The organism is Ruegeria sp. CH2 (assembly GCF_056537065.1).
Window position 1 is genome coordinate 867,037 of the sequence record NZ_JBQFQV010000001.1, and the last position, 12,941, is coordinate 879,977.

A 12,941-nucleotide genomic window follows, 5' to 3' on the forward strand; every position below is an offset into this window, starting at 1 on the left:
CATGCACGTCGTCTTTCGCGAAAGCCACGGGCTCGAGGAAACCGAGACCCCAACCGATCTGGGCCAAAGCCCGGGTGATCTGGTTGTGCTGTCCTTTTCCGACAGTGACCTGGGCGCTTTCGCGGCGGGCTGGCATCGCGGCGGCGGGCCTGAGGGGCGGATGCCCACGATGCGGCTGGCCAATCTTGCGGCGCTGAAGCACCCTCTGTCCGTCGATACCTATGTCGAACAGACACTTGAGGGCGCAAAGGGCATCCTGATCCGTCTGATAGGTGGCGTGCCCTATTGGTCTTACGGGCTGCAACAGGTTCTGGCACTGGCGCAAGCCAAAGGCATCGCGTTAGCCGTTTTACCGGCGGATGGGCGTGAAGACACTCGGTTGGATGAGTATTCGACCCTGCCCCTCTCGACCCTGAGGCGGCTGGCACATCTGTGTGACACCGGCGGCGAAGTCGCCGCGCAGGCCGCATTGGCCCAGATGGCCTTGGCAGCAGGGCTTTATGCCGGGCCAGTGATGGGCGCGAAAACCCTGCCCGAATGCGGTGCGTGGTGTCCAGATCAGGGTGTCGTCCCGGTGGGTTCCGCATTCCAGAGCGATACGAAACGCATCCTTGTCACCTTTTATCGCGCGTATCTGACATCCGCAGACACCGCCCCGGTCGCGGCCCTGATCCGCAGCCTGCGCGCCCGCGGGCTTCAGGCGGTGGGTCTGTTTGCCCCGTCGCTCAAGACCCCAGCCGCTGCCGACTGGCTCAGGGAACAGGTCGTCGCCTTGCGACCGTCGGCGATCATCAACGCCACTTCATTCTCGGGCAAGGGCGCGTCCGGCACGTCGCCTCTGGACGCAGCGGATGTGCCGGTGTTTCAGGTCGCTCTCGCCACCTCGCGACGCAAGGCCTGGGCGGAGGCCGAACGCGGCCTGTCACCCGCCGACCTCGCCATGCATGTGGTATTGCCCGAAGTGGACGGGCGAATATCGGCAGGCGTTGTCTCTTTCAAAGAACCGGGCAAGCGCGATCCGCATTTGGAATACTCGCGTTTTGCGCATCGGGCCGAGTCGGACCGGATCGAGGCGATCATCGATCGGGTATCGGGCTGGCTTGCCCTGAATGACAAACCCAAGGCAGACCAGATCCCCGCGTTGGTACTGTCCACATATCCCGGCAAAGACTGGCAAATGGCCCATGCGGTTGGTCTCGACGCGCTGGCCTCGGCTGAGGCGATGCTGTCTGATCTTTGCGGTGAAGGCTACGACATCGCGGCTGGCGATCCGGTTGCCGACGCACTCTTGGACGCCCGGATATCGTGGCCGCTTGAGGATTATCTGAGCGCACTCGCTGAATTGCCCCAAACCCTGCGCACCGATCTGCACACCGTATGGGGCAATCCTGAGCAAGACCCAACTTTCACTCAGGGTGCGTTTCACTTCACGGCTTTGCGACGCGGCAAGGCGCTGGTCGCACTGCAACCAGAGCGCGGAACACCCGAACTGCGTGATGACGACTATCACGACCTTTCGCGTACCCCGCGCCATAGCTATGTCGCCTTCTATTTGTGGCTGCGCAAAGGTCTTGGCGCGGACGCGCTGATCCATATCGGTGCGCATGGCACACTGGAATGGCTGCCCGGCAAATCGGTCGCCCTATCAGCAGACTGCTGGCCCGAGGCGCTGATCCGTGACCTGCCGGTGATCTACCCGTTCATCGTCAACGACCCAGGTGAGGCCGCGCAGGCCAAGCGCCGGATCGGCGCGGTGACCCTGGGCCACATCCCGCCCCCCATGAAAGAAAGCGGAACGCCTGACCGGATGGTGCGACTGGAAGCCCTGCTGGACGAGTTCTCAAACGCGGACGGCCTTGACCCCAGACGCCGTGACCGGTTGCAGGAAGATATCCGGGATGAGGCGCAAGCCATTGGGCTGGAGCACGATCTGGGCCTGAACCAGGCCACCAGCACCGCGGAAGCAATCACGCGCATCGACCGCTTTGTCTGCGATATCAAAGAAAGCCAGTTTGGCGACGGGCTGCACGTCTATGGGCGTGTTCCGGATGTGATCGGCAGTTTCGACCCAGCCCCATCCGCCCATGCCGAACGCAAGGCACTGATCAATGCGTTGGCTGGCAAGCGGATCGAGGCTGGCCCGTCCGGCTCGCCCTATCGGGGCCGCTCTGACGTGCTGCCGACCGGGCGAAACCTGTTCACCACCGACCCGCGGTCTGTGCCCACCCGCGCAGCCTACACGCAAGGCGTGAAACTGGCCGAGGAACTGGTACGGCGGCACTTGCAGGAGGAAGGCGATTACCCGAAAGGGCTGATTGTCGATCTGTGGGGATCGGCCACCATGCGCACTGCGGGCGAAGAATTCGCCATGGCCCTGCACCTGCTGGGTGTAAAGCCGGTTTGGGATAAGGGATCCGAGCGGGTTTCGGGTATTGAAGTGCTGCCCATCACCGACCTGAGCCGCCCGCGCCTGGACGTCACCTTGCGGGTTTCGGGCTTGTTTCGCGATGTGTTCCCCACGTTGTCAGCCCTCTATGGTCAGGCGGTTCGGGCATTGTCAGAGCGTGACGAAGCGACCGACTGGAACCCCTATGCCGGTCACGCCCCGGCTGCGCGGGTGTTTGGCCCGGCACCCGGCAGTTACGGCCTGAACATGACCCATCTGTCCGAGACCTATACGGACGAGGCGCGCGCCCAAGCCGGGGAGGCATGGCTTGAGGCCAGTTCGTACGCGCTGGAAGGTGAACACATCGCGCAGGACAAAGCGGGGATCACGGATCGTGTCGCCAAGGCCGACAGTTTTGTTCACCTCCAGGATCTGACGGAAACTGACCTGCTGCTGGCCAACGATTATGCCACGCATGAGGCCGGTTTTGCCGCCGCCAAGAAATTCGTCGGCGGATCCGCGCAGCTTTACCATCTGGACAACACCAACCCCGATAATCCGCGCGCCCGGACTCTGCCGGAAGAAATCAGCCGCGTCGTTCATGCCCGTGCTGCCAACCCTGGCTGGATCGCGGGGATGCAGCGCCATGGTTTTCGCGGCGCCGCCGAGATTGCTGCGACGCTGGATCACATGGCCTCTTTTGCGCATCTGTCCGGAACCGTCGCTCCGCATCTATTTGATCTCTACCACGAAGCCACATTGGGCAATGAGGCCGTTGATGCCTTTCTGCAAGAGGCCAACCCGAAGGCCCATCAGGCCATGCAAGACAGGTTCCGTGCATTGCTGGAAGCGGGGCTTTGGAACACACGCCGGAATTCGATCCGTGCCGACTTGGAGGGTTTGGGATGAGTGCACCTATCGTTCAAGGCTGGTGCCCTGGCGCACATCGCCCGATGATGTCAGGCGACGGGCTGGTCGTGCGGGTCCGTCCGCGTCTGGCGCGACTGAGTGCCAGGCAGGCTATTGGTTTGTGCGAACTGGCTGAACGGTTCGGCAACGGCACCATTGACCTGACCAATCGTGCCAACCTGCAACTGCGCGGCGTGGATGAGCGCGACCACCAGCCGTTGCTTGTGGAACTTGCAGCGCTGAACTTGCTTGATACGGAACCCGGCATCGAAGTACGCCGCAATATTCTGGTCACTCCGCTCTATCAGGCGGGCGATTTGACCGCGCGGCTGACACTGGAGTTGATTGATCGACTGGCCGAATTGCCTGCTCTGCCCGCTAAGTTTGGTTTTGCCATAGATACAGGCCCGAAGCGCCTGTTGGCCTCGGATTCTGCAGATATTCGTCTGGAGCTGGGTGCCGGCGGTCCGATCCTGCGCGCCGACGGCTGCAAAACCGGGCGGTCTGTGACCGAGGATAACGCCATTGACAACGTGATCGCATTGGCCCTGTGGTTTTCTGAGACTTACACGGCCGAGACACGTCGCATGGCGCGGGTCACCCACGCGTTGCCACAGGAATGGCAGGGATTTGCCCCCGGTCCTTTCGGTGAAAAACTGCAACCCGGCCCCTGTGAACTGGGTGCTCTCTACGGCGCGGCTTTCGGCTCGCTGCCTGCGCACAAGCTTTGTGAACTGATCGAAGCCAGCGGCGCTTCTGCCTTGCGTGTCACACCGTGGCGGCTGATCCTGCTGGAAGGCGGGGCGGCGATACCCGCCCCGGATTTTGTCACTGACGGAGCCGATCCGATGATGACAACCGACGCCTGCCCCGGCGCGCCGTTCTGCCCGCAAGCGCAGGTGGAAACGCGCGACATCGCCCGTGCATTGGCCCGGCGCATTCCCGGTCGCCTGCATGTCTCGGGCTGCGCCAAGGGATGCGCCCATATGGGCCCGGCCGACATCACTGTGGTCGGCAACAACGGGCGATTTGATCTTGTCAAACAGGGCCGCGCGGGGGATGAGCCCAGCCAACGCGGGCTCGACCCGGAAACACTCATGACTATGGACTTCACCTGATGCCCTATACATACGAAACTGATGGCGCGGCGATCTACAAGGAAAGCTTTGCCACCATCCGGTCCGAGGCTGATCTGGCCCGCTTTGATGCCGATGAAGAGCAGGTCGCCGTTCGGATGATCCACGCCGCCGGCATGGTCGGGCTGGAGGAGTTTGTACATTTCTCACCCGGGTTTGTGCAGACCGCACGCACGGCGCTGGAAAACGGCGCGGCGATCCTGTGTGACGCGCGCATGGTCAGCGAAGGTGTGACCCGCTTCCGTCTTCCTGCCGACAACGAGGTAATCTGCACCCTGCACGACGAACGCGTGCGTCCCCTGGCCGCCGAGATGAGCAACACCCGTTCCGCCGCTGCGCTGGAATTGTGGCGGCCGCATCTGGAGGGCGCGCTGGTCGCCATCGGCAATGCGCCCACCGCGCTGTTTCATTTGCTGAACATGCTGGAAGACCCGGATTGCCCGCGCCCTGCCGCGATCATCGGCTGCCCGGTCGGATTTGTCGGAGCGATGGAATCCAAAGATGCGCTATGGCAGGCGCAACCGGTGCCGTCCTGCATTGTCAAAGGTCGTCTGGGCGGCAGCGCCATCACCGTGGCGGCCATCAACGCCATTGCAAGCCGGGCAGAATGAAGATGGGCACCATATACGGTGTGGGCCTTGGCCCCGGCGATCCGGATCTGATGAGCGTCCGGGCTGATCGCCTGCTGCGCAACGCCAAGCATGTGGCATTCTTTCGCAAACCGGGTCGCAGCGGTCAGGCCCGCAAAATCGTCAACGGGATGATCCCCGAAGGCGCGATTGAATTCCCGATGGAATACCCTGTGACCACCGAGATCCCGGTCACCGATCCACGTTATAACGAGTTGCTGGCCACATTCTATGAAGAGTGCACAGCACACCTGAAGACGCTGTCGGAACAGGGCGAGGATGTGGTGGTCCTGTGTGAGGGCGATCCATTTTTCTACGGCTCGTTCATGCATCTTTACAATCGGTTGCGTGACGAAGCTCCGGTCGAGGTTGTTCCAGCCATCACCGGCATGTCCGGTGCGTGGACGGCCACGGGCGATCCGATCACATGGGGCGATGATGTGCTGACCGTGCTGGTCGGCACCCTGCCCGAGGAGGTTTTGGCTGAACGTATGGCGCAGACAGATGCTTTGGTCGTGATGAAAATCGGGCGGAACATCGACAAGGTAAAACGCGCACTGAAAACCTCGGGGTTGTACGACCGCGCTTGGATTGTCGAATATGCGCAAATGCCGAACCAGACGGTGACAAAACTGTCCGAAGCCTGCGGGAAGATCACCCCGTATTTCTCGATCATCGTTGTGCACGGTCAGGGGCGGCGACCATGAGCGGCTGGGTCAAGATCGCAGGCCTTGGTCCGGGGGACGAGACGCTGGTCACCCCCGAAGTTACAGCGGCTTTGGCCGACGCCACCGATGTGGTGGGCTACATCCCTTATGTAGCCCGCGTGGCCGACCGACCCGGCCTGACCCTGCACGCCAGTGATAACCGGGTTGAAATCGACCGCTCGCAACACGCGCTGCAAATGGCCGTCGAAGGCAGGCGGGTGGTTGTTGTGTCCTCGGGCGATCCCGGTGTGTTTGCGATGGCTGCCGCTGTGTTCGAAGCGTTGGAGAATGGCCCAACAGAATGGCGTGACATTCAGGTAGATGTGCTGCCGGGGATCACCGCAATGCTGGCCGCATCTGCCCGCGCGGGCGCTCCGATGGGGCATGATTTCTGCGCCATCAACCTTAGCGACAACCTAAAGCCTTGGACGCTAATCGAAAAACGCCTGCGCTTGGCTGCGCAAGCCGATTTTTCGATGGCCTTCTATAATCCCCGCTCGAAGTCTCGCCCGGAAGGCTTTGTAAAGACACTGGAAATCCTACGCGAAGAATGCGAGCCCGAGCGGGTGATCCTGTTTGCGCGCGCCGTGTCACGAGCGGATGAGGTGATCCGGGTTTCTACCCTGGCCGAGGCCACGCCCGAGATGGCGGATATGCAGACCGTGGTTATTGTCGGTTCGTCGCGCACCCGAGTCATCGAACGCAAAGGCACGCCGATCGTCTATACGCCACGCTTCACCCCGGTCGAGGATCAGGGATGAGACACCCAGTCCAGCACCTGTGCGACAGTCGAAAGCTCGGTCCGCTTTGGCAGAACAGGGCGCTCGATCATAAGCACTGGCAGGCCCAGCGCCCGCGCTGCGTCCAGCTTGGCGCGCGCGCCCAAGCCGCCCGCGTTCTTGGACACCACAAGTTGCGTCCTGTGTTGCTGCATCAATGCGCAGTCATCGGCTTCTGCAAAAGGACCCCGGGCCACGACAACCTGCGCCAAAGGAAAAGGCACGCTGTCAGGCTCGTCCACCAGACGCAGCAGGTAGTGATGCTGGGGCTGGGCTGCAAAGTCTTCAAGATGCATACGCCCGACAGCCAGGAACACACGCTGCGGATCACCTGCAAGCGCATCGACGGCGGCAGTGATATCGGGCACGCGGTGCCAGACATCGCCGGGTTGCAGCTTCCACGCCGCGCGGGTCAAGGCGGCCAGTGGAACCTGAGTTGTGTGACACGCCTCAATCGCGTTCCGGCTCATCTGCGCCGCAAATGGATGGGTCGCATCCACGACATGGGTGATCGCGTTTTCACGGATGTAGTGGGCCAGACCTTCCGGGCCGCCAAACCCGCCAACTCGCACCGGCAACGGCTGCGGACGCGGGGTTTCCACCCGTCCCGCATAAGAATACACAGCCGCAATCCCTTGTTCCGCAACAGCTTTGGCCAAAGCGTTGGCCTCGGTCGTGCCGCCAAGAATCAGGAGGTTGAGCATGTCTGAAACTCCGTGGCTGACCGTTCTGGGATTGGGCGAAGATGGGTTTGATGGCCTGTCGCCTGCAAGCCGTCAAGTGCTGGACCGGGCCGAAGTGATCATGGGGCCGCCTCGTCACCTGTCGCTGCTGCCGGAAAACGAGGCTGAGCGCGTCGAATGGCCGGTGCCGTTCTCGGACGGATTGCCGATCCTGAAAGGCCTGCGCGGACGGCAGACGGTGGTTCTGGCGTCAGGTGATCCGTTCTGGTTTGGCGCGGGGTCCGTCATCGCGCGTAACTTCGATGCCAACGAGTGGACCGCCCTGCCCGGCCAGTCCACATTTTCGCTGGCCGCTGCGCGGCTGGGCTGGCCTTTGGAAAGCACGCTGACCTTTGGCCTGCACGCTGCGCCTTTGACCCGATTGCGACCGCATCTGGCCCCGGGACTTCATGCCATTGCGCTATTGCGTGACGGCAAGGCAGTTGCTGAACTGGCGACATATCTTAGCGAAACCGGATTTGCCGACAGCGCGTTGCATGTGATGCAGGCCCTCGGCGGCCCGCGTGAAAGCGTCCAGACAGTGAGCCTGACCGAAGCTTTGCTGGGAACCTTTGATCATCCCGTCTGCGTCGGGTTGGAAGTGACCGGCACTGGGCGGGGACTGTCCAAGGCCTCGGGCAAGCCAGATGATCTTTTTGAAACCGACGGCCAGATCACCAAACGCCCGATCCGGGCGCTGACCCTGTCCGCATTGGCGCCACAGAGAGGTGAGCATCTGTGGGACATTGGCGGTGGCACCGGCTCGATCAGCATCGAATGGCTGATGTGCGACCCGACCATGACCGCCACCAGTATCGAACCCCGTGCCGACAGGGCCGAACGCATTCGTCGCAATGCCGACGCGCTGGGGCAGGATCGGTTACAAGTTGTCCACGGTACCGCACCCGAAGCGCTGGCCGGATTGCCCCTGCCGGACGTGGTTTTCATCGGCGGTGGGCTCAGCACTAGCCTGCTGGCGTGGCTTCGCGATGCCTTGCCCGCTGGCACCCGGTTGGTCGCCAATGCGGTAACGCTGGAAAGCGAAGCCCTGTTGGCGCGATGGCACGAAGACCTGGGCGGAGACCTTTTGCGGATCGAACTGGCACATTCTGCACCGCTCGGACCGCGGCGCGGCTGGAAGGCTGCCTATCCAGTCGTACAGTGGAGCGTGACGCTATGATCGTGGCAGGTTTGGGCTTTTCATCAGACGCGACGACAGACAGTTTGCGCGCCGCCTATGACGCGGCAGCGGCCAGCCATGATGTCCAAGCTCTGGCGACGGTTGCCGACAAAAGCGGCCACTCTGCGCTGGTGGCCTTTGCGGAAAGCCTTGCTCTTCCGCTGCATTTCGTGGCGGCTGCCGATTTGGCCGGACAACGCACCCTGACATGCTCTAACCGCAGCCGCGCCACTTATGGCACCGGCAGCGTTGCCGAAGCATCGGCCCTTGCCGCCGCCGGGTCCGGCGCGCGGCTGCTTTCACCCAGACACATTTCGGACGACCGGCTGGCCACCTGCGCCATCGCCATCGGAGGACAAACATGACCGTTCATTTCATCGGCGCCGGACCGGGCGCTGCAGACCTGTTGACATTGCGCGGGCGCGACATCATCGCCTCGTGCCCTGTGTGCCTATATGCCGGATCACTGGTGCCCGAGGAAATTCTGAGCCACTGCCCCAAAGACGCAAAAATCATCAACACTGCGCCCATGGATCTGGACCAGATCATGGCCGAGATCGAAGTCGCGCATAAAGCGGGTCAGGATGTGGCGCGGCTGCATTCGGGCGATTTGTCAGTCTGGTCGGCGATGGGCGAACAGATCCGCCGCCTTAAAGAAATGGGCATTCCGGTCAGTGTGACCCCTGGCGTACCATCCTTTGCCGCCGCCGCAGCGGCCCTGGGCGCCGAACTGACCCTGCCGGGACTGGCGCAATCGGTGGTTCTGACCCGGACGCCGGGGCGCGCGTCATCCATGCCCGAAGGTGAAACGCTGGTGAATTTTGCCCGTACCGGCGCGACTTTGGCTATTCATCTGTCAATCGGCAATCTGGACAAGGTTATCGCAGACCTGATCCCGGCTTATGGCGCCGATTGTCCGGTGGCCGTTGTGTATCGCGCAAGCTGGCCGGATGAAAAGATCATCCGCGCAACGCTGGAAACCCTGAAAGGGTCGCTGGACGAAAGCATCTCGCGCACCGCTTTGATCATGGTCGGCCCCGCGCTGGCCGGTGAGGGATTTGACGAAAGCTGTCTTTATTCCAGAGATTACGACCGCCGCTATCGCCCGCAAAGTGCCGACAGCCCTTGGTCAAGCTGGAGCCATGGTGATGACTAACCCTCCGGGTATTCTGATTTCAGCACCATCTTCGGGTACCGGCAAGACGACGGTCATGCTGGGCCTTTTGCGCGCGCTGGCCGAAGATGGCCTGACCGTGCAACCCTTTAAAAGCGGGCCGGATTATATCGATCCCGCCTTTCACCGGGCGGCTGCCGGGCGGGCTTCGTTCAATCTGGACAGCTGGGCAATGACGGATCCCCTGTTCAGCGCTATTTCCGCTCAGGCTGAAGGCGCTGACATTGTGGTGGCCGAGGGCTCGATGGGTTTGTTCGACGGTGTCGCAAAGCCCGGCGAAGTTGGACACGGTTCAAGCGCCGAGACCGCCCTGCGCATGGGCTGGCCCGTTGTGCTTGTGTTGGATGTGGGCGGGCAGGCACAATCAGCGGCGGCAACGGCGCTGGGGTTCAGGATGTACAATCCTGACCTGCCCTTTGCCGGAGTGATCCTGAACCGATGCGCCAGCCCCCGCCATGAACGCCTGACCCGTCTGGGGATGGAGCGCGCGGGCCTGCCTGTTCTGGGCGTCCTGCCCCGGCGTGGTGATTTGACCCTGCCCGAGCGGCATCTGGGACTTATTCAGGCGGTCGAACATCCCGATCTGGAAAGCGCCATTGTAGGTTATGCCGCGTTCTTGCGAGAACATGTGGACCTTGACGCAATCAAGCGGGCGGCTTCCTCAGGCCCCGGCGGGCCATCGTCAGCCGCGCTGCCGCGCCCCCCCGCCCAGCGGATCGCGCTGGCCCGCGATGCCGCCTTTTCCTTTACCTACCCCCACCTTTTGCAGGGGTGGCACGATGCGGGTGCCGAGATCTTGCCTTTTTCCCCCTTGGCGAACGAACTTCCGGCGGCGGATGCCGATCTGGTCTGGCTGCCCGGCGGGTACCCCGAATTGCACGCCGGAACATTGGCAGCGGCCACCACCTTCCTGAGTGGTTTGCGAAAACATGCGGAAACAAAGCCGGTGCACGGAGAATGCGGCGGCTACATGGCACTTGGTCAGGCGCTGATCGACAAGGACGGCGTGCAACATGAAATGGCCGGCTTGCTGGGGCTCGTCACATCCTACCAGAAGCGCAAGTTCAATCTTGGCTACAGAAAAGCCGAGTTGTTGGCCCCCATGCCCGGCTTTGCCAAAGGCGCAGCCTTGCGCGGGCACGAGTTCCACTATTCCTCGATCGTGGATCAACCGGACGCCCCATTGGCACGCGTGTTTGACGCCGAAGGGGAAGAAGGTCCGCAAACCGGATCACTGCGTGGCAATGTCACTGGCACGTTCTTTCACCTGATTGCGGAGGCGTCGGCATGAGCGGCTTTGTTTCTTTCATCGGCTCTGGCCCCGGTGATCCGGAACTGCTGACACTCAAGGCGGTGGACCGGATGCAAAAGGCCGATGCGATCCTGTTCGACGATCTCAGCAGCGGCCCGATCCTGAGCCATGCGCGCGACGATGCGGATCTGGTTGGCGTCGGAAAGCGGGCCGGTCGTCCGTCCCCCAAGCAGGGCCATGTCAGCCGGTTGTTGGTGGATTACGCGCAGTCCGGTCAGCATGTGGTGCGCCTGAAATCAGGCGACGGCGGTATGTTCGGACGGCTTGAGGAAGAGCTTGTCGCCCTGCGCACAGCCGGAATCGCCTATGAGATTATTCCCGGCGTCCCCTCAGCAGTGGCAGCGGCAGCGGCCGCAGGCATTCCATTGACGCGCAGGCTCACGGCCCGGCGGGTCCAGTTCGTGACCGGCCATGACGTCAGTGGTGAGTTGCCCGACGACCTGAACCTCAAGGCGCTGGCTGATCCGCAGGCCACGACCGTCGTTTTCATGGGCAAGCGCACCTTTCCCCTGCTGGTCGAAGCCCTGCACACGCAAGGATTGCCGTTGGATACTCCGGCGCTTATGGCCGAATCCGTCTCGACCCCCGAGCAAAAGCTGCAACGCGCCACGATTGGCGCGCTGGCAGAGCAGCTAAGAACCGAGATTGGCAAAGCACCGGCGCTGATCCTTTATGGTCCGCTGGCGGAGTTCGACGATGATTGATCTGAGCTTGATCGGTATCGGTACCGGCAATCCGGATCATGTAACGTTTCAGGGCGCGCAGGCGATCCGGGCGGCGGATTTGATCCTGATTCCACGCAAGGGGGAAAACAAGGCTGATCTGGCCGGGCTGCGTGAAGCGATCATCGAGCGTGTCGCCGAAACGCCGCCGCAGATTGCCTATTTCGATATTCCCCAGCGCCGGGCCGACGATGGCTACCTGCGCGGTGTCGATGAATGGCACGACGCCATCGCCCTGCGCTGGCAAGCGGCCATAGCCGCTCATCCAGAGGCGCAGCATGTCGCGCTGCTGATTTGGGGGGATCCGTCCCTCTATGACAGCTCACTGCGCATCGCTGCCCGGTTGAACCCGCAACCCAATACCAAGGTTATCCCCGGCATCACCGCCTTGCAGGCGCTGACCGCCGCCCATGCGATTCCGATCAATGATCTGGGCGCGCCCTACGTTGTCACAACCGGTCGTCGTATCCGGGATGAAGGCTGGCCTGATGCGGCCTCGAACGTCGCTGTGATGCTGGACGGCGAATGCTCGTTCCAAACCCTTGATTTGGCAAGTTATGACATTTGGTGGGGCGCCTATGTGGGTATGAAAGAAGAGGTTCTGATCAGTGGCCCGCTGGATGAGGTTGCGCAGAATATCCTTGAGACCCGGGCGAAAGCCCGCGCCGAACATGGCTGGATCATGGATATCTACCTATTGAAGGCTCGACGGAAGTAACGCACGGGCACATGAACACGGGTTTGTGATGTCGCGGGTCGGTCAGGTCTGGCACACAGGTTGCACCTCAATACAGGATACGTGACAATGAAAGCCCTCATTCCCTTGCTCTGCCTGATCGCTTTACCCGTTTGGGCACAGGACGCCCCAACCGGTTGGACCGTGTTTCCCGCGGACAAGACCTACTCGGAACTGGTCGATGCAACCAAGGCTGCGATCAAGGACAACGGATTGATAGTGGTGACGCAGGCTGGACCCACCAAGGCAGCTGCGGCACGAGGGATCACCATTCCGGGTAACATGGTGATTGGCGCGTTCAACAACGATTACGCCGTAAGGGTGCTGGAAACCTCTACCAATGCGATGATCGAAGCACCGATCCGTTTCTATGTCACCGAGAACGAGGACGGAACCGCAACCCTGTCTTACAAGACCCCCAGTTTCGTGTTTGACCCTTACATGGCGGAAGGCGGGCAAGCCTTGCAGGACATTGCCGCGGAACTGGATAAAACTTTTCAATCCGTCGCTGAAGACGCAGTCAAATAGTCACACTGACGTGATCCGCCT

The 12,941-nt window shown here is 61.9% G+C and carries 13 protein-coding genes; 12 read left to right on the top strand and 1 reads right to left on the bottom strand.

All coding sequences use genetic code 11. The features are described from left to right. The first annotated feature begins 1 nt into the window (after position 1). From cobN to cobJ, 5 genes are read left to right on the top strand one after another with little or no spacing between them, the layout of a single operon-like run. Positions 2-3,295, top strand: a complete 3,294-nt coding sequence (gene cobN / locus ACR0M9_RS04325; RefSeq protein ID WP_480772911.1) for a cobaltochelatase subunit CobN — start codon at positions 2-4, stop codon at positions 3,293-3,295. After that, positions 3,292-4,413 carry a cobalamin biosynthesis protein CobG gene (locus ACR0M9_RS04330; RefSeq protein WP_480772912.1) on the top strand — a complete coding sequence of 374 codons (1,122 nt, stop codon included), beginning with the start codon at positions 3,292-3,294 and terminating at the stop codon, positions 4,411-4,413. The genes cobN and ACR0M9_RS04330 overlap by 4 nt, the downstream gene beginning before the upstream one ends. Then, entirely contained in the window at positions 4,413-5,042 is a 630-nt protein-coding gene (locus ACR0M9_RS04335) for a precorrin-8X methylmutase (protein WP_480772913.1), read from the top strand. Before ACR0M9_RS04330 ends, ACR0M9_RS04335 begins: the two co-directional genes overlap by 1 nt. Beyond that, complete coding sequence (locus tag ACR0M9_RS04340; RefSeq protein ID WP_480504568.1) at positions 5,039-5,767, top strand: precorrin-2 C(20)-methyltransferase; 729 nt, start codon at positions 5,039-5,041, stop codon at positions 5,765-5,767. Before ACR0M9_RS04335 ends, ACR0M9_RS04340 begins: the two co-directional genes overlap by 4 nt. After that, the gene (cobJ, locus tag ACR0M9_RS04345) at positions 5,764-6,528 is read left to right on the top strand and encodes a precorrin-3B C(17)-methyltransferase (protein WP_480504566.1); all 765 of its coding nucleotides are present in this window, start codon (positions 5,764-5,766) and stop codon (positions 6,526-6,528) included. Before ACR0M9_RS04340 ends, cobJ begins: the two co-directional genes overlap by 4 nt. Here cobJ and ACR0M9_RS04350 read toward each other — a convergent pair. After that, entirely contained in the window at positions 6,519-7,250 is a 732-nt protein-coding gene (locus tag ACR0M9_RS04350; RefSeq protein ID WP_480772914.1) for a cobalt-precorrin-6A reductase, read from the bottom strand. The genes cobJ and ACR0M9_RS04350 overlap by 10 nt on opposite strands. Here ACR0M9_RS04350 and cbiE point away from each other — a divergent pair. The 7 genes from cbiE to ACR0M9_RS04385 all read left to right on the top strand — a co-directional run bounded on the left by cbiE (position 7,249) and on the right by ACR0M9_RS04385 (position 12,920). Next, complete coding sequence (cbiE, locus tag ACR0M9_RS04355; RefSeq protein WP_480485191.1) at positions 7,249-8,448, top strand: precorrin-6y C5,15-methyltransferase (decarboxylating) subunit CbiE; 1,200 nt, start codon at positions 7,249-7,251, stop codon at positions 8,446-8,448. The two genes, ACR0M9_RS04350 and cbiE, sit on opposite strands and share 2 nt — an antisense overlap. Next, positions 8,445-8,813: a cobalamin biosynthesis protein gene (locus ACR0M9_RS04360; protein WP_480484230.1), complete on the top strand. Its 369-nt coding sequence runs from the start codon at positions 8,445-8,447 to the stop codon at positions 8,811-8,813. Before cbiE ends, ACR0M9_RS04360 begins: the two co-directional genes overlap by 4 nt. After that, complete coding sequence (cobM, locus tag ACR0M9_RS04365; protein ID WP_480484231.1) at positions 8,810-9,604, top strand: precorrin-4 C(11)-methyltransferase; 795 nt, start codon at positions 8,810-8,812, stop codon at positions 9,602-9,604. The genes ACR0M9_RS04360 and cobM overlap by 4 nt, the downstream gene beginning before the upstream one ends. Continuing rightward, complete coding sequence (locus tag ACR0M9_RS04370; protein ID WP_480485190.1) at positions 9,591-10,913, top strand: cobyrinic acid a,c-diamide synthase CobB; 1,323 nt, start codon at positions 9,591-9,593, stop codon at positions 10,911-10,913. Before cobM ends, ACR0M9_RS04370 begins: the two co-directional genes overlap by 14 nt. Next, on the top strand, positions 10,910-11,638 hold the full coding sequence (gene cobA / locus ACR0M9_RS04375; RefSeq protein ID WP_480772915.1) for a uroporphyrinogen-III C-methyltransferase: 729 nt from the start codon (positions 10,910-10,912) through the stop codon (positions 11,636-11,638). The genes ACR0M9_RS04370 and cobA overlap by 4 nt, the downstream gene beginning before the upstream one ends. Next, the gene (gene cobF / locus ACR0M9_RS04380) at positions 11,631-12,374 is read left to right on the top strand and encodes a precorrin-6A synthase (deacetylating) (protein ID WP_480504556.1); all 744 of its coding nucleotides are present in this window, start codon (positions 11,631-11,633) and stop codon (positions 12,372-12,374) included. The genes cobA and cobF overlap by 8 nt, the downstream gene beginning before the upstream one ends. Before the next feature lie 87 nt (positions 12,375-12,461). Continuing rightward, positions 12,462-12,920 (top strand): DUF302 domain-containing protein, encoded by a 459-nt coding sequence (locus ACR0M9_RS04385; RefSeq protein ID WP_480585105.1) that lies wholly within the window; start codon positions 12,462-12,464, stop codon positions 12,918-12,920. Positions 12,921-12,941 lie beyond the last annotated feature (21 nt).